Here is a 21,101-nt window from a genome sequence, read left to right as displayed (position 1 = left end):
ACTATGAGCGATTTATCTGTTACCGTTCGTATGGCAGATGGAACCCGTAAAGCTGCTGTAACTTTACCTGCCACTTTGACAGTAGATCAAATTGTTTCTACTACTCAATCCAAATGGAATTTACCTGCTAATGTTGATTATGCAGTGCGTTTACAGAGTACAGGTCAACAATTAGAAGGAGCAACCAGTTTAGCTTCAGCAGGGGTTCAAAATGGCGATCTTTTAGAAGTTTATCCTATCTTAGAGGCGGGTTAATTATGGGTGTTAGAGAAACAAGGCTAACCAATGATTTACGACAAGTCTCAGAATTAATTGCGAATTCTGGCGGTAGTTTAAAACTGATTTCTCAAACAGGAAATCCCCCCTATGAATATATCATCGAATACCGATGTAAGGGGATAGAACAAGTTAATGGTAATAATCCTGTTTATCGCAATACTCATCAGGTAAAAATCATACTAGGAACTAATTATCCTAGAGAAAAACCCGATGCACAGTTTTTAACGCCCATTTTTCATCCTAATGTTTTTTCTAACCAAAATGTCTGTCTAGGAAATTATTGGACACCGGGAGAAACCGTAACCGAGTTAATTTTGAGAATTGGCAAAATTATTCAATACTCTAAAGATGTCCTAAATTTAGACAGTCCTGCTAATAGTACAGCAAAAACTTGGGCTAGTAATAATATGTCAAGGTTCCCCGTTGATACCCAAACCTTCAAAGTTAATATTGGTTGGACTGATATCAGTTGGACTGATGTTTAGATAGTAAAAGAATGGGCAATTTTCTTAGATGATTGCCCTCAATGTCCGTAAAAACTTTTTTGCTCACTATTCCATAGGTAAATTATCATGTCTAACCGAGAAGAAATAAATATCGTCTGGCAAGAAAGCGATGATGTTTATAAACCAATTCCTAAAAATCTCAGTGATTTTATGGGACAAAAAGGTATTAATCGTCAACCTGAAGGAAGCGTACATAGAGTATATATTAATGCCGATGCTCTAAGCAATCTAAAAGCTCATTTAAAATCTAACCTAAGAGTTGAACAAGGGGGAATTCTTTTCGGAAATGCCTATGAAGATACTGAGTTAGGAATCTATGTTGATATTACCGCAGCCGTAGCTGCCCCTGCTACTGTTGGCACAGGCGCACATTTAGATTTTACCCCTAATTCTTGGACAGGAATTATGGACTATGCTAAGGCACAACATCCAGACGATAATATTGTGGGTTGGTATCACTCTCATCCTAATCTGAGTGCTTTTATGTCTGGGACAGATATGAACACGCAACAGGCATTTTTTTATCATCCTTGGTGCTTATCTATTGTTTATGATCCCTGTCGTGAAGACATGAAATTTTTTCTGGGAAGAACGGCTCAACAAATTAAACCTAAAATTTATGGAAATGTTGGTGCTAATTTACGAAAAGAACGTGAAGCAAGAGCATTAGATAGACCTGACTCAGATAATTATTATCGGAGAAGTGACTATCCCGAAAGAAAAAGAAATGATAATGTTAATATATCCTCTGAAAATTTAGCCATAACTTGGCAAGATAGATCATCAAAAAATCGAAGAATACCTAGAAAAAAAATAGATATAATTCAATTTCTGATGTTCTTGGGAATTGTTGTTATTGTCCTACTCCTACTTGCTAATTTACTAGGTTTAGGGAATATCTTTAACAGTCAACAACATAACTCTCCGTTTGAATTTTACATAGAAGAAATGTCATCAAAAGATTTTCAAAACCTAAGGGAGTTAAGCGATAGCCACCCAGAATATCTTAAGTCTTCTGTTCTTAAAAGTGGGGATAAGCTTGGTAGTGGTGGAAGAGTTAAACTGCTTGTCGCTAAACCCTCACAAAAACAGTCAATTCAATCGGTTAATTTAAAATATCAAGAAATTGATTTATCTCGGAAAATGGATAACGTCGATGCTCGATCTATTTTTGATCCTCATTTTGATATTTACTTTCAAGGAAAGAATATCCAAGATAGAAGTATTCCTATATCAGTCGGCGAGAATGCTGATAAAGGCTTTATTTTCTTTATGTATAGCTACAATTCAAATCCCAATCAAGAAGATTTAGGAAAAAGTGGAGAAAGTGTAGATAGCGTTATTTACATACCAAATCGTATTGAATATCTAACTAAAAACACTTCTCATCTACAAAGAATCAGGGAGGGATTATAAAGAATCAGGAAGGGGTTATTATGAGTAACAATAACAGTAATTCTGGATGTTCTGGTTGGCTTGGTATCATATATCTTCTAGCTTTAATTGCATGGTTTCCGATTGGGTGGATAATCCTTGCTATATTAATCGTAATAGGTGCTATTAGCAATAATAGCTCTAGTAGGAACAGTAGCAATTCTCAGTCGTCACCATCAACTTCATCTTCTTTGGCTAACAAAAATGTTGTTCCTATACCTGATGATCTTAATAATATTCTGATTGATATAAGTCAGGGAGAAATTAGAGATATGATTAGTCAAGAACCCTTTCGGCCTGGAGAAAAAGTTTATCTATGTTCAGTCCACCGATTAGCTTACCATGAAGATAGTTGGCAATATAATAATTGTCAATGCAGTTCTTGTGGTCATGGAAACAGCACTAAAGCTTATACTGTGCCTAGTCCCATTGATTTAAGACAAATTAAATGGGAAGATCGTGGATAATTAATAGGTTATCTCTATGTTTTGGTTAGTTGCTGTTGGATGTATTTTTATTGCTGGAATTATTATTTATTGTTTTAATAAAGCCAACGGTTCGAGACTACCTTCCCACCCCTCCTCAATTAGATGGCGAGATATTTCCACATCATCATCTAATCGACCTACTCCCACACCTGATCAATCTTCAATAGTATGGCGGGATATTCCTCCCGAATTATCTAATTCTAACCCACAAGAATTTACTTTACCTGAGTTTGAATTAGTTGAAGTATGGGAATCAAACGATTTTTTAGAAGATTCATCTAATGATCATTCTACGAATAACAATACTGCCTTTTTAGATACTGACTATAATTACACCATTCAAGAATTATTAAAATCAGTCATTGGGACAAAAGATCTCTTAACTCAAGAAGAATTTCGACCTAGGCAACAGGTTTATTTCTGTAGTAACTGTACTCTAGCTCATCGTCAAGATAGTTGGCAAGAAAGTGGAAATAGGTGTAATCAATGTGGAAGTAGTGAACACACTCGATTATATACTTTACCTGATAATAATTAATTTAATTTGACTTAAAAAAGGAACCCAAAAATGAAGGAAATTTACGGAATTGAACCTGATTTATGTATTCACAATCCAGCGTTAATCCTAGATTTCGGTAAAGATATTATTTTACCTCAATATTTCTATGATCAACTTAAACATCTTCAAGCGGGTAATTATTATCAAGCAACCGAATCAGCTAATCAAATTTTTCAATCTTTACAACCCATTGAAGAATTAGACAATATTCTTGCTTTTAAAACACCTCAAAACGGGTTCATTTACTTTCTAAATCAAGAAATTAGTGTAAACAACACTGAATTTACCGAAGATCAATTTGATCTTAGCAACCCCTTACATCGATATTTATTAAGTTTATTGAGTTTTTCCCGATTATTAGAAACTTCCACTACTTTTTTGATCAATTCATCTGCACTAATCTCAAAATGTACTCTGTTAAAATTTGGCTTAGTTAATGTTAGCGATTTTTCCCATTACAGTGAGTCATGGCTAAACGCAGACCTGCTTTTATCAATTGAATCTAAACTTACTGCGGTAACTCCCAGAAGAGAAATTACAGAAATTGAATGGACTGATGATCCGGAGATAATCGGTCAGTTTATTCCTAATATTTCTTGGCAAGATTTGTAAAGTGGCGTTGTCAGATCAGAATATGAAAGATTCAATGCAATCCTTGCTATCAAAGTAATTTGAGTTCCCATCTGATTCGGATCATCTTTCAATTTGACAACGCCCCGTTTTTGATCTTCTCTGTTTGGAGAAATTGCGATAAAATTAACGATCATAGCGATCAATAAAAAAATTTTATGGTTGTCACTGTTAATAATTCCCTGACAATAAGGGAATTTCTGCAATTACCAGAAACTAAACCCCGCAAGGAATTTATTGACGGTCAAATTATTCCTAAACCGATGCCCCAGGGTAAACATAGCACTATTCAAGGTGATTTAGTTCCAGCTATTAACGCTAGTCTAAAACCCCAACGAATTGCCCGTGCCTATCCTGAATTGCGTTGTACTTTTGGCAGTCGTTCTCTAGTTCCTGATGTTTCAGTTTTTCTCTGGGAAAATATTCCTCGCGATAGCGAGGGAAAAGTATTAAATACTTTTGCGATCGCTCCTGACTGGCTAATTGAAATTCTCTCTCCAGATCAAAATCAGACTAAAGTTGTTAAAAATATTCTTTATTGTCTGGATCACGGCACTCAAATGGGTTGGTTAATCGACCCTGAAGAAGAAATTATCTTTGTTTATTTTAGTGATCGAACTATCGCTATTTTTGAATCAGAAAATGCTCTTTTACCCGTCCCCGCTTTTGCGACGAATTTTCAAATCACCCTCGGTCAATTATTTGACTGGTTAAGAGGTTAACGGATTATCAGTTACCAGTTATCAGTTATCAGATATGAGTTTTTAGTTTTCACATTTGGGTTATCAGTTCACTGATTACTGTTTGCTGTTTACTGATTACTGATCACTGATTACTGATCACTGATGACTGATAACTGTTTAGCCGACACTTTGAAACAATTGAGTCCAATCGAGATTGGGAGCATCTGAGGGAGCAACAATTTCGATAATTTTATTGTTAGCGGCGGGATAAAATAGGGATTCTACGCAAACCGAGGCCACTTTCGTGCGGGGAATACTGCCCTCAGAAAGGGTATCGGCGGATGACATTTTAATGGCATTAAGATTATCATCGTTTTTAAGGCCTCCGGGGCGCACAATCGTGTAGGTTAGTCCACTATTGATTAAATAGTCCTCCGCTTGTTTTTTCCAGAATAAAATTAACCAAAAGAGATTGAGGGGATGGAAAAAGTTCGACACACAGAGGGAAGTAACGAGAACAAAATGTTCGATTCCTTTCTTTTTGGCCGCATCGATGAGATTTTTAGTTCCCAAGTAGTCCACTAACAAAGGTTCCGTGGGATTAAAGCTCGGTCTGGCTCCCGTGGCGCATAACAAAACGCTACAATCAGCGATTAGTGCCTCTAACTTATCGGCCTGTTGGACATCTCCGACGACGATTTCCACCCCTGCTGGCAAAATTTCCGCCGCTTTCTCGCGGTTTCTCACCAAAGCACGCACGGGAATCTGACGTTCGACTAATTGGGCAACGATTCGCCGTCCCGTTTCCCCTGTGGCTCCTGCTACAAATGCTTTCATCGCTTCTTAACCAAATAGTTTTTAACAATACGTTACACTAATCTCAATTCTACAAATTTCCCCGATCCTTTGGCGGTTAATCCCCAAATTTTTCTAACACTATCATTTGCCAGGTTTATAAGTCATGCAGTGTCCCCCCATTAACTCCCTAGCTCGCGAATCTGTAGAAGTCAAAGAAGACAATCAATTTCTCGGTTTTCAAACCCGTTTTGCCGGCTCTATGGATATGTATAGCAATCAGGACACGGTTGCCGATTATCTGGGCGCTCACGAAGGTTGGTTTTGTCGTTGTGCCGAACCGATGAAAACTCTGCCCTTCGGTGACAATGGTTATATCATCACCATCGGTAAATATGGAGCTTTTGGCTATGAACTGGAGCCGAAAATCGCTGTGGTTCTCGATCTGCCCGTCAATGGAGTCTATCATACTCGCAGTGTCCCCATTCCCGATCAACCGTTTTTGGGCTATCTAGTGGATTATCAGGCAATTATGAAACTAGAGGAAATGCCGCTATCTTCTCCTAGTCAGGAAATTGAGGCAATTTTTCGGCAACAGGGACGGGATATTCCGGCGGTTATCACCCAAGTCACCTGGGAACTGCGTATGGATGTTATGGTTAAGTTTCCCAAGTTTATTCATAAAATTCCCCGTTCCATTCTCCAAAAAACCGGTGATAAACTGTTGACACAAATTGTTCGCCAAGTTTCCCCCCGCTTAACCCACAAAGTTCAAGAGGATTTTCACTCTAGCTTCAATTTACCCCTACCCCCTGCCTCCAGTTGTCTTTTCTATCGTCTCGACTCCTACGAGGGTGGGTTGCTTGCCTAGGGTTTGGGGAGTCTGTCAACAGTAATCAGTAGAGCTTGCTGATGGGAAACCAAGGAAAAATAAAGATTTGCTAACGGTGCTGGTCAGTCTAAGCTAGAATTATTAAGAAATGTTTACTCGTAAAAATAAACCTAAGACTACTTCAATATTTTATGTCTCTGCCTATCCGTAACGTTGCTATCATTGCTCACGTTGACCACGGGAAAACCACCCTCGTCGATGCACTCCTCAAACAGTCGGGAATCTTTCGAGAAGGGGAAGATGTACCCACCTGCGTCATGGATTCCAATGACCTGGAAAGAGAGCGCGGTATCACCATTCTGGCCAAAAACACCGCCGTTCGTTACCAAGACACCCTGATTAACATCGTCGATACTCCCGGTCACGCCGACTTTGGTGGCGAAGTGGAACGGGTTTTAGGTATGGTGGACGGTTGTATCCTGATTGTCGATGCTAACGAGGGGCCGATGCCCCAAACCCGTTTTGTGCTGAAAAAAGCCCTAGAAAAGGGATTAAGACCGATTGTCGTGGTTAATAAAATCGATCGCCCTAACGTGGATCCTAACCTAGCCGTGGACAAAGTTTTCGATCTGTTTGTGGAACTGGGTGCTGATGACGACCAATGTGATTTTACTACTCTGTTCGCTTCCGGGATGCAAGGATTCGCCAAAGAAAGCCTCGAAGACGAAGACAAAGATATGCAGCCCCTGTTTGAGGCGATTTTACACCACGTTCCACCACCAGCCGGGGACATTAACAAACCTCTACAGTTGCAAGTAACCACCCTCGATTATTCGGAATACTTAGGACGCATCGTTATCGGCCGCATCCATAACGGCGTAATTAAAGCTGGTCAACAGGCCGCTTTAGTAAAGGATACGGGCGCAATTGTCAAGGGTAAAATAACAAAACTTCTTGGTTTTGAAGGCCTCAAACGGGTGGAATTAAACGAGTCCAGCGCCGGTAATATCGTCGCTGTGGCTGGTTTTGCCGACGCTAACATCGGGGAAACCGTAACTTTAGCCGATGACCCGCAAGCTTTACCCCTAATTAAAGTCGATGAACCGACCCTACAAATGACCTTCTCGGTGAACGATTCTCCCTTTGCCGGTCAGGAAGGCACTTTTGTCACCTCGCGGCAAATTCGCGATCGTCTCATGCGAGAATTAGAAACTAACGTCGCCCTACGGGTGGAAGAAAGTGATTCTGCCGAGAAATTCCTGGTTTCGGGCCGGGGAGAACTACATTTAGGCATTCTCATCGAAACCATGCGTCGGGAAGGCTACGAATTCCAAGTATCGCAGCCGCAGGTTATCTATCGCGAAATTAACGGTCAACCCTGCGAACCCTACGAATACCTCGTTTTAGATGTACCCGAAGAAGCGGTGGGTTCCAGTATCGAACGTCTCGGCCAACGGAAAGGGGAAATGCAGGATATGCAGACGGGCAGCAATGGCCGTACTCAATTGGAATTCGTGATTCCGGCCCGGGGTTTAATCGGTTTCCGGGGGGAATTTATCCGTCTGAGTCGCGGTGAGGGGATTATGAACCATAGTTTTCTCGAATATCGTCCTTTCTCCGGGGAATTAGCCACCCGTTACAATGGTGTGATTACTGCCTTTGAGGAAGGAGTGGCCACTTTCTACTCCCTCAAAAACGCCGAAGACCGGGGGGTATTCTTTATTACTCCGGGGACAAAAGTGTATAAAAACATGATTATCGGCGAAAGTAACCGGCCTCAAGACGTGGAGATCAATATCTGTAAAACTAAACAGTTAACTAACCATCGTTCCGCCACCGGGGATGAATTGGTTCAGTTACAATCCCCCGTGGATATGAGTCTCGAACGCGCCCTCGAATACATTGGACCAGATGAGTTGGTGGAAATTACCCCGAAATCGATCCGTCTGCGTAAATTACCGGTGAAAAAGTTAGCCAAACGTTAATCGGTTTTGACAAAATCCGGCGGCAATTTTGCCATGGCCGTTGCTGCTAAAAGGGGCTGCAACGGCTCGAAAATGATCGGTAATTGGTTATGATTGAGATCTAACAAAGAAATCCACTCAGATTTTCAACAAAACTGAGATGATAGAAAAAAGTGCCTTGAGTTTGAGGGTAAAGAATCTGCTGTGAGCTATTCTGCTACTTTGATGCGACATCCGATGTTTCCCGCCGCGTCGGACAGCAATCGTCTGCGTCTCTTTTCGGGATCCGCTAATGTATCTCTCGCCCAAGAGGTGGCCCGTTATCTGGGTATGGATGTGGGGCCGATGATTCGTAAACGTTTCGCCGATGGTGAATTGTACATCCAGATTCAGGAATCGATCCGCGGCTGTGATGTCTATTTAATTCAACCCTGTTGCAATCCCGTCAACGATCATTTGATGGAATTGTTGATCATGATTGATGCCTGTCGTCGTGCTTCTGCCCGACAAATTACCGCCGTAATTCCCTATTATGGTTATGCTCGCGCCGATCGCAAAACCGCCGGCCGGGAATCGATCGCCGCTAAACTGGTGGCTAATCTGATCACGGAAGCGGGGGCAAGTCGCGTGTTGGCCATGGATTTGCATTCGTCCCAAATTCAAGGTTATTTCGATATTCCCTTCGATCACGTTTACGGTTCCCCAGTGGTGGTGGACTATCTTCTCAGTAAAAAATTACCCGATATCGTGGTGGTTTCTCCCGATGTGGGTGGGGTGGCCAGGGCGCGGGCTTTTGCCAAAAAACTCAGTGATGCGCCCCTAGCAATTATTGATAAACGCCGGCAAACCCATAATGTGGCGGAAGTGATGAACTTGATCGGCGATGTTAAGGATAAAACGGCGGTTTTAGTCGATGATATGATCGATACGGCTGGTACGATCGCTCAAGGGGCGCAGTTACTGAAAGCCAAAGGGGCGCGGCAGGTTTATGCTTGTGCCACCCATCCGGTTTTTTCCGGTCCTGCGATCGAGCGTTTATCCAGTGGCATAGTCGAGGAGGTGATCGTTACTAACACGATTCCCGTCCCACAAGACCATTTTTTCCCGCAACTGAAAGTCTTGCCGGTTGCCCCGATTCTGGGTGAGGCAATATGGCGCATCCATGAGGACAATTCCGTGAGTAATATGTTCAAATAGATGCTCGAATCCCCCTAAAACTAGGGGGAATTTTTATATTTATTTTGTTGACATTAATTCTGATTTATGGCAGCGTCGGGGTTGTCAAGTCCTCCCAGACGATTGAAGGGCCAAAAACGCACCACGGCGCGACCGATTAAGTTTTCCCGGGGAACGAAGCCCCAAGCGTGGGAATCATAACTATTATTGCGATTATCGCCCAAAACCAGATATTGATCGGGGGGAACTGTCACCGGTCCGTAAGTATAATTAGGTTCTTCGGCGATATACTTTTCCGCTAAAACTTTACCGTTGACGTAAACTAAACCGTTTTTGACTTGCACCTTATCCCCCGGCAGTCCAATCACCCGTTTAATAAAAGCATCCTGAAAATTTTGAGCTTTGAGAGCGGCTGTCGGACTAAAAACCACTATATCACCCCGTTCTGGCTTCTGAAAATGATAGCTAACTTTCTCGATAATTAGGCGATCGTTAATCTGGAGAGTGGGTTCCATGGAAGAAGAGGGAATATAACGGGCCTCAGCCACAAAAGTGCGGATGCCAAAGGCCAAAATTCCAGCCGTGACAATGGTTTTAACTGCTTCTAGCCAAGGATTTTCTTGGGGTACGGGAGGGGGGGAAGGTTTTTCGGATTTATGGTTCAAGCTTTCAGCCATAGAATTTTAACTTTTGAGAAGGATTAAGCCAATGCGCTCTTTAATTTTCTAGTTTAGTGATAGTAGCAGCGTAGATAATATTTTAAGACAATTTTCCCACATATACCGGATCACTGTTAATTTGTCAAGGTCGCATTCTGCTGCCGGAAGGGGAATTTCCTCGGGGGTAGAAAACGGTAAGATTAGTCTATCAAAAAGAAGAGTTTTTCGCCACTATTAAAGTAAAAGCTTGAGAATTCGAGGATTAGACTGGTATCTCCCTTAAAAGTCGCTTCTACATCACTACTTAGACCAAATTTCTAAATTCCTGACAGACATAGAGCTTCTAAAATCCAAGACCATCCCGTTAAATACCCGATAGTGTCATTGGATAAACGATTTAAAAGAGCATCGAGTTTATCTCTTAAAGCATCAAGAGATTCAAAAGTTTCCCATGCCAGAAAATTTTTCAGGTACAGCCAAACTCTCTGTTGCGGGGTTAACTTCAGGACAACAAGAAGGTTGATAAAACAAGATAATATTGTCGGGAATTTCTAAGTGTCCCGCCATATGTGCAGGAGCGTTATCTACTTGTAAAATATGTAATTCATTGGGAAAAGCTTGCGATAGTTGTAATAGATGTTCTCCGAAATAATCCCCATCTAGAGGGGAGAATTCATAGAAGAAGCTTCTGCCCTGTCGAGGCTCTACAGCCCCGTACAGCCAAAAGCATTGGAAGTTATATTGAAAATTACCAATCGGCTTAACTCCGAAAAGAGTTATTTTATTCCGAGCAATAGTGTGACAACCAAATCTACTGTCATCCTCGCACCAAAAACTTACTTTCTCGTAACGCTTTACTTTCTCGCTTTCCCTGTCTAGTAAAGCTTTTAGTCGTTTAGATAAGTTCGCTTTCAACTCATCTACTTCGCCAGGCAATTGTCTCGGATTTCCTGGTCTAGGTACTTTTAATTGAGCTTCCTAATTCCTGTCTAACGAGACGATAAACTGTTGTATAGCTGACGGAAATTTCTCGAATGACCGAGAGCCAAAAATAAATCTCTTTATAGCTGGTAAAACCCACTGGGTCTTTTAATTCGTTTTGTAAAAGAGCGACTTCTTCTACCAAAATCTTTTTCGGTCTTCCTGGTGGGTTTCCTTCAGATAATAATCGCTCGATTCCTCCTTTTTTTGTAGAAACTTACTTAACCAGCGATGGATTGTTCTTTCCCCTCGTCCCATTAATACCGCTAAATGGCGAACCGTCTCTACCTCCCCCATCTTCAAAAAATATAAGGACTGTACTTTAGCGTAGGCTAAACTACTTTTTTGTTGTTTCATTAATTCTTTTAAATCTTCTACTGACTCAACAATATCAATTTTGGGTACGACCAGCATCGCCAATTTATCCACTTAATCATCTTTTCTATAAGTATGCCATAGTTTTTGAAATTTGGTATGAGTCCAAAAACGATTTAAATCGCGACTAGCGGCGACTAAAAGGCTATTTTCGCCGATAAAAGATAATGCTCCCACGGGACTAGATAAAATTGGTGCTTGGTCATCCTGTCCTAAGACCCCAATTAAGGCCGAACGCGCACCCTTTTCAAATCCTATAGTAATCATAGCAATTACCGTCGGTTGGATTGACCCAAGGAAACCCCACAAAAAGCCATGAGAAGCGATCGCTCATTCAGACGGATTGAGGTGTTGGCTGTTGGGTTTCGTTTTCCCCCTAAAATTGAGAGGTTTTCTTTAACCTATTGATTCGCTCAACCCAAGAAAAAGGACTAGACCGCGCCTAATTGCCGCAGGACTTCCATAACCTTTTCATAGGCCGCAGCGTTTCCTTGCTGGCGGAACAGTTCGGCGGCTTGTCGGAAATCTCTTACCAAGAGTTGGCTGAATATCGATGTAAGTTCTGCTAGAAAATGGTTTTGGGCTTTTTTTGCCCAAAAAGTGACAGAAACAATTGCGAAGAGTTCTGCTTCACAGTGTAAGAGGTTATTCTGTTATTCTGAGTTGCCCTGCTGACGACCGACTCCTAACCCCATCAACAAAATTTTTCAGCAAATCCTATGTAACAAATTGTTTCAGTTTAGTATTTATACTTAGTAGCCGAGCCTAGAATGGTTGTAGGTCTAAACGCGGATAGTTTTAAAACTCCTTGTGGATGACTTGCTTGAGTTAATTGTTGGATTATATATCTGGATTGACTCAAAATTGGTGGCGCAAAAAATCTCAGATACTTTCATCATCTTCTTGGTAGCGAGGTGAGGTACTGACTAGAAGAAGGGCAAAGGGGGAGTGAGTGTTTTCGTTTTTTTGTCTCTCTATACAAATTGAGGATAGATTTATATGGATACTAAAATATTATTTCTTAATCTCTCTAACGATGATGATAACTTTAGCAAATATCGTCAAGAAATGTTGGGAACGATAAAAAAATTATTAAACAATGATAAATCAATCGAACTCGAAATATACGAAAAAGATCAGGCTAAGGAAAAACTATCTTCTACTAATCTGAGTGATATCGATCTTTTGATTTTATGGGTTGATAGCGAACATTGTAATGACTGGATTTACTTTAGCGAAAAGATAGAGAAACAGAACCAGATTTTGGGATTTTTTGTCATTTTTGGAATTGAAGAAGACCAGATAAAAGATAATATGGAAAAAGCGATGATGAGGAACATATATCCTTTCATTTGTCCAATAAATTATACGAATTTTAAAGCATATCTACAGGCAGTTGTATCGGAAATAAAATATAAAAAATCTCTGGAAAAATTTAAGCAGGATATATGGAGAACTGATAACTTAGATTCTTTGGTCAATAGGGCTTTTGAATATTTAAAAAGGGATCCAGTCGGGTATGATAGGGCTAGTATCTCATTAGTTGATAACCGAACTGAAGAAGGTAATCGATATTTATTTAGGTATGATCCTCAACCGGGTTACGATCAACAAAGTGGAGCCAGTTATCGTGCCGATCGAAACCTTCAGAAAAGTATCGAAAAAGACAGGCTAATCAAAAATGTTGATAGAAACACAGTATTAATCATAGATAAGATTCAAAGCAAAACCAAAGAAGAACTAGGTGAATTGGGTTGGACGAAAGAGGCTGCAACAGAGGATATTATTTCTTGGATTGGATTAGCGGCCAAGTATCAAAATAGGACAATAGCTATTATTACTCTCGATCAAATACAGGGAAAACCTTATGAACCGTCAGACTACAGACTTAGAGAATTTCTTAAAGATTTTGGTAGAATTTTTGCCCAAGCGATCGTAGAATTTTTCAAAAAAAGAAATCAAGAAGTCTTTGAAGAAATTATTAATGAAATGGGAGATGACTTAAAAAGCGAAGTTCTGATTACACAAATACTGCAAAAATTGAAAGATAAGCTCGATTGCAATAACTGCAATTATTTTTCGGTAGCTTATGACTCTGACAAAAAGGAAATATTTCTTAAAGAATATGCTTCTGCTAAAGGTATTTTTCCAAAAAAAACAGAAAAAAGTACACATCCATTTAAAAAAGGTGTCGGGATTGTCGGTGCTGTGTTAGAGGATGGTAAAAGTAGAATTGTTCCTCACGCTTTTGAAGATAAAAATTTTGTTCCAACCCTCAAACACCCCGGTGATAAACTTTCTTTATTAGCGGTTCCAGTGATACCAATCAATAACAAAAATAAACCTAATCGTATAATTGGGGTGATTTGTTGCTATAAGAAAAAACCAGATTATTTTACTGTTTACGATCGAGACTTGATCGAAAGTATTGCTCTCAGTGCCGCTACAGTTATTGAGCGCACACAAACTTTAGAATTCTCGAACGAGATTAGTTCAGAAATGGCTAAATTGGTGGTCAATCCAGACAAAACAGCATTACTTCGCCAAATTTGTGATTATGCGTTACAAGTTACAAGTGCAGGTTCGGCTAGTATTCATCTGCTTCAACATTTAGGTAATAATCAATATCGAGCTACGGGAGAACATTATACTTATCCACCTGGAAAAGAATCACCCCCTCGCTTAGAAGGAGAAAATACTGGTACTACTTTTCAAGCGATAAAGCTAAACAAAACTCTAGAATTTTCTAGAGAGAATGATAAGTTAGTTCTAGTATCTTCAGAGCAACCAGATAAGATAAGTGTTACTCCCGCTCCAGAACATCCGGATGTCAAATATAAGCTAGTTGTTCCCCTGAAAATCGCTGATGAAAAACAAAAAGAATGCCTTGTGGGAGTATTATACTTGAATAAATATTCGGAAGAACCATTTTCTAAAGTTGAAAAATTTGCCGTGGAGCTATTCGCTAGTCAAGCGGCCAGCATTATCAACGACCAGAACATTTTATTGGAAAATACCTTCAGATCTAAGGCTCTCGAAGATTTTGCTGAAGCTATTCAAAACATAGCTACAACAGATAATACAGATAAATTGTTAAAAGATGTAGCTGAATATTCCTACTCACTGGTAAAAGATGATCTTAGATTTTTAGGCTATCCAAGTTGTTCTAATCTTGAGAAACAACAGGAAACTGAACAACAATGGAATAATTATGTATCAATACTATCTGAATTATTTAGCTATGTGGTAATCCGTAATACTAAAGGAGAGTGGCAACTCAAAGCCAATTGGCCTATGTATTCTTTCACGGGATATTTTGACTCAAATAAATCAGAAGGCATCTCGAAAGAAATTGAATACAGGAAATCTAATATTTTTACCTATGATGATCGTGAAGTTCAAGGTAAAAAACAGAATGATCGTGATATTTTGAAAAAATACGCCTTAAAAGATACCTCTCATTCGCTTTTAGCCGTACCCATAAAAGACAAGGACGAAAGGATAATTGGTGTGATTTGTCTCGAACATTCTCAACCTTATGCTTTCAAGGAATTACATCAGGAGGTTATTGAACATTTTGCTCGACAGGTGGCCATTGCTTTTCAAAAGAAAAACTTTGTGAATCTTTTAAGTAATCACAACAAAATTCTCGAAAGTCTTCACACATCTCTCGATAAAATAGTCCGAGAGTCTCCTAAAAATATGCTATATAAAGCAGTTTCTGAGACTCGTGAAGCTTTAAAAGCTGAATCGGTTATTGTAATTCCATATAAGAAAAATATGATTGGCCAAGCATCTTTTTCCATAGATATAGATGAGGTTGTACCTACTCCAGATGAAGATTTACGCAGTTTCATCGAAGATACTAAAATAACATCTTTGGATGTGTACAATAAGCAATCTGGAGAATGGTTAGATTCAGATAAAATCCTAACCGAGCAACAAAAACTTTTCAACAAGTTATCTATATCCCATGGACTATGCCTACCATTTTCCGCTGGTTCTAGTAATAAAATAGGAGTTATGTGGATACTATTCTCTAAATCTCTTGATCGAGATCAAAGCGAGAAAGAGACTTACACATATACACTGTATGCTAATCAGATCGCTTTAGCCTATGCTGACCCTATGAAATTTGAAGAATTAAAATATAAAAGTGAAAAAGACCTATCGAAAGAGATAGATGAGGATCACAAACGTGTAAGATGGCAAGCGGGAGCATGGTTTTTAGGATCAATACTAGCTTCAATTGCTGGATTTTCTTTGATTGGTTTTGGTATCTACGATTTGTCGAAAAATAATCCGGGCTTTCTAAGTAGTGGAAGTGCGGCTATTTTTAGTGGTATAGTTCTAGAAGCCGTGACAGTGTTAACTTTTAATCAAGGTAAAGCTGCTAATGAGCGTTTGGATCATTATCATAAAGAGCTTTACAACACTGGTAAGTTAAATATTTTACTATCAGCGACGGAACAACTGGAACCAGAGATTGCCTTAGAAGAAAAACGAAAAATTATTCAGTCTATCGCTAATTCTTGGTTAAAATAACCTGATGAAACTAATAACAGTGAAAAAACTCAAGAGGTTAAGAGCGAGAATACACAAAATAAAACATGATCAAGGGATGTGGGTTATAGCGGATAATCCGATTAAGCGATGATTTGCAGACGTGATGATCACCTAACCCCTCCTCAACTTACGATTTCACTCCCAGATTAAAGAAAATCGTTCCCCGACGCACAGAATTTTCACTACCTTGGCTGCTAATAGTAAGAGAACGCAGATTATTAAATAAAGGCTTAATCGACAATTCTAACACCCGCACGATCGGGAATTTTGCCTCGATTACCGGTTGCAATTGTCGCCAATCGACGTAAAAATAACCATCATTTTCTGCGGGTAAAGCAGTAATTGCCTGTCGAAACTTACCACTACTTAAGATGGGGTTTTTCTGTGCAGATAAAGCTAAACCCATCGCTTCCACAGAACTAGCGATAATTTCATAATTATCGACCCTAGTATGCACTCCCGTCACGATTGTCTCTAGTTGCGCTTTTCCTCCCGGGACCGCCGTGGTTAACTTTGTCCAAGCTGTCATCCTTGTAACCACATTATAGCCGCGACTGCGGGCCAACTCAGCCAAATTAGCGATCGCACTGTCCACCTCTACCCCCATCACCCGTTCCCCTACAAAAACACTATCGGGTTCCATCCCCTTTAAACTAGGCACGAGAGCGAGGCTATATTCGCCTCTAACCTAGCTAAAAACGTCTTCAGGCAAATTTAAACCTAAAGGCGACTAGAAGCGGTTTAAGACCTGTGTTATTAATTCCTGTAGGGGGTGGTGATTCGGTAGTAGTGATGGTGGCTTAATCCTTTGCTTTGCTGTGCATTGTAGTCATGGATAAAATACCAAAGGGTTCCCCAAGGTGATTATCCATTTTTTTAGAGAAAGATAGACTCCCTCTCACCAGTCGAGAAATCCTTTGTCAGGTAATTATTTTTATTAGTCAATATTCTACACAACTCAGGCTAGATAAGCAAGATAGCTTACCGCTACTATCGGATCACTACCTAGCGGCTAATTCATCGGCAATAAGAGACTCCCCCGCTCTTTGAAGGCTTGAAATAGCCAAATCTTGAAGCCTTTGTCAAAACTGGGCCTATTTTTTAGAGAAATTACTGCATTTTTAACATCCATTCTACCGCACGTTCATACAGTTCTAAATTACCAGTTTTTATCAAAGCATTAGCGGCTTTTTGCAAATAGTTAAGGCTCCCTACTCGACTACTAGGATTTTTATCATCGTAGGTGGCAAGCGCCAAATTATAATAAGCTTCGCCATAATTTGGCTGATAAGTAATTGCTAATTGATAATCAGCGATTGCTTCCTTCCTATCGCCCATTTTTTCCTTAACTAAACCTCGATTATAGTAAGCTTCAGCATAGTTAGACTGGAGAGCAATAGCCATATTTAAATCCTCCAAAGCACCAGTATTATTTCCCAAATCAAAGCGAATAACTCCCCGGTTATTATAGGGGATTGGGTTATTGGAATTCAAGCTGATTGCCCTATCTAAATCCTCTAAAGCACCCTCTTTATCACCAGTTTGTCGTCGAATAATACCACGATTATTATAGGCGATCGGATTCTCCGATATTCTCGGTGTTACTTGTACATTATCGGGAATAGTAGCGGTATCCGTGCGTGCATTTCCCCGATTACTATACACTGTCACATCGATAGGACTAATGCTCAAAGATTGCAGATAATCTGTAATCGCTCCTTGATCATCTCCCACGTCAGCGCTACTATTACCACGACTATAGAAAATTCTCGCATCGCGGACTTTTTGTAGAAATACATTATAATCCTCGATCGCTCCCTGTTTATCCCCTTTTTCAAAACGCGCATTGGCCCGTTTATGATAACCTTCTGGATCGTTAGGATGGGCAACTATATAAGTAGTATAATCTCTTTCGGCCGCGGCAAAATTTTTCAGAGCAAAATAAGCATCTCCCCGGGCTTGAGCATGACAAGAGATGTTATAATTAGGACGAAAATCGGTTTCTCTGGAGTTATAAAAATAATTTTTGTCGGCAGATTCTTGGATATTTTCGCTACAGACAGAGCGAGAAGTAAAACTAGGTGTATTAATCCGATCATCTTGGGCTAAGGCAATATTATAATTATCTACAGCCTCCTGATAACGCCCCAATTTATACAGCACTAACCCCCGATGATAGTGAGCGGCTGCATCATGACGATTTCGTGCCACTGCCGCAGTAAAATCCTCTAAAGCTCCTGCGTATTCTTGATATTTATTGGCTCGCATTAACCCACGATATACATAGGCTTTTGCGTCTTGGGGTTGCAGATAAATTGCTTGGTTATAATCTTGAATTGCCCCTTGATTATTGTTGAGTCTTAGGTGAGCATAACCCCGTTTAAGAAATGCTCTAGCATGGGGAATTTTATCGTAGTTGGGATTAATACGGATGACAAGTGCTAAGTCTTTGATGGCTCCATTATAATACTCGATCGCTGTTTGATATCCTTCGGGGGAATTATTCGATAAATTGGCTAATTCGACTTCCTCGTCAGCCATTTCAATTTGTACTCTGGCGCGGTTTTGATAACTGCTAGGAGCATTCTTGGCTAAAAATAAGTTAGGTGAGCATTTTAAAACGATTTTATAATCCTTAAAAGCCTCTCGTTTTCCCCCTATCTTTTCTAAAGCTATAGCCCGATTATAATAGCCTTCAATTAGATCGGGTTTGTATGAAATGGCCAGATCATAATCTTTGATAGCCTCTGCATAATTTCCCCAGTAAGAGTATAGCTGTCCTCGATGATAATAGCCGCGATAATTCTCAGTTTCATAACCGATGAAACGCTGGTAATAATCTAAAGCTAAGGATTGATGATTGAGCAAAGAGGCAATAATTGCTAGGTTAAAGTAAACTTCACTTTTATTGGGATTATATTTAAAGGCTTGCTGAAAATCTGAGCGGGCAGCTTCTAATAATTTTAGCTGACGCTGCTCCTTAGCCATGGCTAACTTTAACTTACCTCTTTGATAATAGGCTTGAGCTAGTAACTGTCGATCTTTGAATCCAGGAGCATTATAATTACTATACCAAATGTATTGACTGAAATCATCGATCGCACCGTTTTGATCGTTGATTTTTTCTCGCGCTATTCCCCGTTGAAGATAAAGTCTAATCGTACCCGGATCGCTAGGATAGACTCGCAGAGTGGCCGAATAATTAGCAATTTCTCTTTTGAGAGCATTAGTATCAACTTCTTCCTTAGAAATGACAGGACATTGTAGGTTTTCCACTGCTCTCACCGAGCTAACTGCTAAACCAAATAATCCCCAAAATAACAGGGGAGAAAATAGAAATATTTTTTTTAAAAGCTTGACATTTAAACTATTTTGTGCCGCAGGAGTGGGGATGGCTTGCTCTGTCGGGGTTTTAGGGATTAAGGATTGTTGTGGCATGATGATTAAAAAAATTTGTAGTAAACTCAAATCTGAATTGCATCACTATTCGATCATATTTGATAAAATACCTCAAAGGGGGTTCGATAGTCAAGACATTTTCGGGAATGATTGTTAATTAACTCCACAACTTTTGCAGCATCCTTCCGTTGGCTCTCTAGACTGGTTATGGCAAATTAGTAGTTTGAATCAGCTTAGAAACTTAGATAGTATGGAATCGAACAAAGCAAAAATAGGTCCTCTTGGGTTTGCTGGGTACGAGCGAATAGAACGAACCACAAAGGACACAAAGATCGATCGCTCCTATATTAAGTTAAACTGATCAGACGAAGAATAAGAGAGTCAAAATTAATAGACCTCCCGCAAAAGTAAGTTCTCGAGCCGCTATCGGGTCAAAATATCTAAAAGCACAGATAAATTTGACATCATCTTCGGTTTTATGGGTAGGATAGTTGTCTCTTGTCTTTTTTCTCCTCCTGTCTCGGAGTTTCCTCACCTAACGGAAGATTTTTGATTTTTACAGGAGAGCTTTTGATCTCAAACAGCCAAACTAACTCGATAAAATAAAAATTAATGGCAGTAAGGAGATAAAATTTATGGCTGAGTCAAAAAACTGGGATTTTCAGAGATTTTGGCAAACTCTGGACTATTTTGATAGTATTCCCCTCTGGAGTTGTCTGCAAAAACTGCTCGGTTTCGGGGAAGATAAAAAAATTCAGCTAACAAATGAGCAAGGCATGAAGACTATTTTAGTCATTGGTGGTGAAAACGCGATCGGTAGAAAGGTAATCGCTCAACTACAGCAGCAAAACTATCAAATTCGCGCTTTAGTCGATAATATCGAGTCTGCACGTCAATTATTTGCTGAAAATGTCGATTTATTCACTCTGGAAACCCCGCAATTGTTCATGGGGATTGATGAGATTATCTACTGTCAAGGGGAGAATAACCGCCATAGTTTAGCTAATTTACTTGATTTACTGAAAAATGCCGGTATAACCGCCGAAAAAACCCTCTTTGACTTTAGCAATCCCAGCAGTGATATAAAAGAAATCTGGGGTGCGGTGGATGATGTGGTAATGGGAGGAGTGAGCGAGAGTCAGATAACCCTAACCAGAGGACGCGCTCTCTTTTCTGGTATCGTTAGAACTGAAAATAACGGCGGTTTTGCCTCAGTTCGTACCAGAAACCTGAATCCTCCCCTAAATTTATCTAACTACGAGGGAATAGAATTACAGGTACAAGGGGACGGAAAACGCTATAAATTAATTCTGCGTTGTGAAGGACGTTGGGACGGCATCGGTTACTGTTATTCTTTTGATACACTTGATCGCACTTGGCAAACGATTTCTATTCCTTTTGGCGATTTAATCCCAGTGCTGCGGGCCAAAACCCTGCGGGAGGCAGCACCCTTTGATAGCAGTAGCGTCTATGCTTTGCAGTTAATGCAGAGCAAATTCGAGTACGATGGGGCCTTAAATCCCCGTTTCTCCCCAGGATTATTTGCTTTAGAAATTGTCACAATTAAGGCCTACGGGGGTAAAAACCGCTTAATTATCGTTAAGGAAGGAGAAATCGCCGAAAAAAGCCTTTTAGATGCCAGTGGTTATCCCTACGAAGCGATCGATTCTAGCCAGATTTTCGCTAAACTTAATTAATTTAAATAAGCTTGCATCTCAAGTTAAACTACAGAACATCGGGTTAAGATCATGACTATCGGGAGCATAATTAAGGAG

General features: G+C 40.0%; 15 protein-coding genes and 3 pseudogenes. 12 read left to right on the top strand and 6 right to left on the bottom strand.

The annotated features are described in order from the left end of the window. The first annotated feature begins 3 nt into the window (after positions 1–3). The 7 genes from ACQY1X_RS14055 (at position 4) to ACQY1X_RS14025 (ending at position 4,618) form a co-directional block, all read left to right on the top strand. On the top strand, positions 4–255 hold the full coding sequence (locus ACQY1X_RS14055) for an EsaB/YukD family protein (protein ID WP_430012971.1): 252 nt from the start codon (positions 4–6) through the stop codon (positions 253–255). 2 nt (positions 256–257) lie between these two features. Beyond that, positions 258–764: a ubiquitin-conjugating enzyme E2 gene (locus ACQY1X_RS14050; protein WP_430012970.1), complete on the top strand. Its 507-nt coding sequence runs from the start codon at positions 258–260 to the stop codon at positions 762–764. 87 nt (positions 765–851) lie between these two features. Further along, entirely contained in the window at positions 852–2,201 is a 1,350-nt protein-coding gene (locus ACQY1X_RS14045; RefSeq protein WP_430012969.1) for a Mov34/MPN/PAD-1 family protein, read from the top strand. Between the two features lie 20 nt (positions 2,202–2,221). Then, complete coding sequence (locus tag ACQY1X_RS14040) at positions 2,222–2,686, top strand: hypothetical protein (protein ID WP_002792223.1); 465 nt, start codon at positions 2,222–2,224, stop codon at positions 2,684–2,686. Positions 2,687–2,702: 16 nt separating this feature from the next. Beyond that, the gene (locus ACQY1X_RS14035) at positions 2,703–3,245 is read left to right on the top strand and encodes a hypothetical protein (protein ID WP_002792222.1); all 543 of its coding nucleotides are present in this window, start codon (positions 2,703–2,705) and stop codon (positions 3,243–3,245) included. 30 nt (positions 3,246–3,275) lie between these two features. Beyond that, positions 3,276–3,878, top strand: coding sequence for a hypothetical protein (locus ACQY1X_RS14030; RefSeq protein WP_430012968.1), 603 nt, complete (start codon positions 3,276–3,278; stop codon positions 3,876–3,878). Positions 3,879–4,054: 176 nt separating this feature from the next. Next, positions 4,055–4,618: a Uma2 family endonuclease gene (locus ACQY1X_RS14025; RefSeq protein ID WP_002775499.1), complete on the top strand. Its 564-nt coding sequence runs from the start codon at positions 4,055–4,057 to the stop codon at positions 4,616–4,618. A gap of 138 nt (positions 4,619–4,756) precedes the next feature. Here the strand turns inward: ACQY1X_RS14025 and ACQY1X_RS14020 are convergent, their stop codons facing one another. Further along, positions 4,757–5,416 carry an SDR family oxidoreductase gene (locus ACQY1X_RS14020; protein ID WP_069474613.1) on the bottom strand — a complete coding sequence of 220 codons (660 nt, stop codon included), beginning with the start codon at positions 5,414–5,416 and terminating at the stop codon, positions 4,757–4,759. A gap of 124 nt (positions 5,417–5,540) precedes the next feature. On the opposite strand from ACQY1X_RS14020, the gene ACQY1X_RS14015 reads away from it, so the two are divergent. From ACQY1X_RS14015 to ACQY1X_RS14005, 3 genes are all read left to right on the top strand, one after another. After that, complete coding sequence (locus ACQY1X_RS14015) at positions 5,541–6,245, top strand: DUF1997 domain-containing protein (protein WP_430012967.1); 705 nt, start codon at positions 5,541–5,543, stop codon at positions 6,243–6,245. Between the two features lie 152 nt (positions 6,246–6,397). Next, entirely contained in the window at positions 6,398–8,191 is a 1,794-nt protein-coding gene (gene typA, locus ACQY1X_RS14010) for a translational GTPase TypA (protein WP_130758283.1), read from the top strand. A gap of 204 nt (positions 8,192–8,395) precedes the next feature. Then, a complete protein-coding gene (locus tag ACQY1X_RS14005; RefSeq protein ID WP_043998328.1) occupies positions 8,396–9,367 on the top strand; it encodes a ribose-phosphate pyrophosphokinase in 972 nt (323 codons plus the stop codon). A gap of 53 nt (positions 9,368–9,420) precedes the next feature. Here the strand turns inward: ACQY1X_RS14005 and lepB are convergent, their stop codons facing one another. The 3 genes and pseudogenes from lepB to ACQY1X_RS13990 all read right to left on the bottom strand — a co-directional run. Continuing rightward, complete coding sequence (gene lepB, locus ACQY1X_RS14000; protein WP_419547119.1) at positions 9,421–10,023, bottom strand: signal peptidase I; 603 nt, start codon at positions 10,021–10,023, stop codon at positions 9,421–9,423. Between the two features lie 299 nt (positions 10,024–10,322). Beyond that, positions 10,323–11,400: pseudogene (locus ACQY1X_RS13995) on the bottom strand (IS630 family transposase). Between the two features lie 54 nt (positions 11,401–11,454). Then, positions 11,455–11,601: pseudogene (locus ACQY1X_RS13990) on the bottom strand (DUF3352 domain-containing protein); the annotation flags it as partial. Positions 11,602–12,360: 759 nt separating this feature from the next. Here ACQY1X_RS13990 and ACQY1X_RS13985 point away from each other — a divergent pair. Then, the gene (locus ACQY1X_RS13985; protein ID WP_430014794.1) at positions 12,361–15,906 is read left to right on the top strand and encodes a GAF domain-containing protein; all 3,546 of its coding nucleotides are present in this window, start codon (positions 12,361–12,363) and stop codon (positions 15,904–15,906) included. Between the two features lie 148 nt (positions 15,907–16,054). Here the strand turns inward: ACQY1X_RS13985 and ACQY1X_RS13980 are convergent. Further along, positions 16,055–16,699: pseudogene (locus ACQY1X_RS13980) on the bottom strand (DUF3352 domain-containing protein); the annotation flags it as partial. A gap of 338 nt (positions 16,700–17,037) precedes the next feature. Beyond that, complete coding sequence (locus tag ACQY1X_RS13975; RefSeq protein WP_430014793.1) at positions 17,038–19,365, bottom strand: tetratricopeptide repeat protein; 2,328 nt, start codon at positions 19,363–19,365, stop codon at positions 17,038–17,040. Between the two features lie 596 nt (positions 19,366–19,961). On the opposite strand from ACQY1X_RS13975, the gene ACQY1X_RS13970 reads away from it, so the two are divergent. Next, positions 19,962–21,023 carry a CIA30 family protein gene (locus ACQY1X_RS13970; RefSeq protein WP_287235050.1) on the top strand — a complete coding sequence of 354 codons (1,062 nt, stop codon included), beginning with the start codon at positions 19,962–19,964 and terminating at the stop codon, positions 21,021–21,023. The last annotated feature ends 78 nt before the right edge of the window (positions 21,024–21,101 follow it).

This window comes from Microcystis protocystis FBCC-A270 (genome assembly GCF_050500235.1).
GTDB lineage: Bacteria > Cyanobacteriota > Cyanobacteriia > Cyanobacteriales > Microcystaceae > Microcystis > Microcystis ichthyoblabe_A.
The sequence above is the reverse complement of the archived record's forward strand: the minus strand, read 5'-3'. Positions and strand labels throughout refer to the sequence as shown.

What these genes read in the sequence shown, in the direction of transcription:
- ACQY1X_RS13970 (WP_287235050.1), top strand. Translation starts at nt 19,962, where the DNA reads ATGGCTGAGTCAAAAAACTGGGATTTTCAGAGATTTTGGCAAACTCTG.
- ACQY1X_RS14035 (WP_002792222.1), top strand. Translation starts at nt 2,703, where the DNA reads ATGTTTTGGTTAGTTGCTGTTGGATGTATTTTTATTGCTGGAATTATT.
- ACQY1X_RS14030 (WP_430012968.1), top strand. Translation starts at nt 3,276, where the DNA reads ATGAAGGAAATTTACGGAATTGAACCTGATTTATGTATTCACAATCCA.
- ACQY1X_RS13985 (WP_430014794.1), top strand. Translation starts at nt 12,361, where the DNA reads ATGGATACTAAAATATTATTTCTTAATCTCTCTAACGATGATGATAAC.
- ACQY1X_RS14040 (WP_002792223.1), top strand. Translation starts at nt 2,222, where the DNA reads ATGAGTAACAATAACAGTAATTCTGGATGTTCTGGTTGGCTTGGTATC.
- ACQY1X_RS14015 (WP_430012967.1), top strand. Translation starts at nt 5,541, where the DNA reads ATGCAGTGTCCCCCCATTAACTCCCTAGCTCGCGAATCTGTAGAAGTC.
- ACQY1X_RS14005 (WP_043998328.1), top strand. Translation starts at nt 8,396, where the DNA reads ATGCGACATCCGATGTTTCCCGCCGCGTCGGACAGCAATCGTCTGCGT.
- ACQY1X_RS14045 (WP_430012969.1), top strand. Translation starts at nt 852, where the DNA reads ATGTCTAACCGAGAAGAAATAAATATCGTCTGGCAAGAAAGCGATGAT.
- ACQY1X_RS14050 (WP_430012970.1), top strand. Translation starts at nt 258, where the DNA reads ATGGGTGTTAGAGAAACAAGGCTAACCAATGATTTACGACAAGTCTCA.
- typA (WP_130758283.1), top strand. Translation starts at nt 6,398, where the DNA reads ATGTCTCTGCCTATCCGTAACGTTGCTATCATTGCTCACGTTGACCAC.
- ACQY1X_RS14055 (WP_430012971.1), top strand. Translation starts at nt 4, where the DNA reads ATGAGCGATTTATCTGTTACCGTTCGTATGGCAGATGGAACCCGTAAA.
- lepB (WP_419547119.1), bottom strand. Translation starts at nt 10,023, where the DNA reads ATGGCTGAAAGCTTGAACCATAAATCCGAAAAACCTTCCCCCCCTCCC.
- ACQY1X_RS13975 (WP_430014793.1), bottom strand. Translation starts at nt 19,365, where the DNA reads ATGCCACAACAATCCTTAATCCCTAAAACCCCGACAGAGCAAGCCATC.
- ACQY1X_RS14020 (WP_069474613.1), bottom strand. Translation starts at nt 5,416, where the DNA reads ATGAAAGCATTTGTAGCAGGAGCCACAGGGGAAACGGGACGGCGAATC.
- ACQY1X_RS14025 (WP_002775499.1), top strand. Translation starts at nt 4,055, where the DNA reads ATGGTTGTCACTGTTAATAATTCCCTGACAATAAGGGAATTTCTGCAA.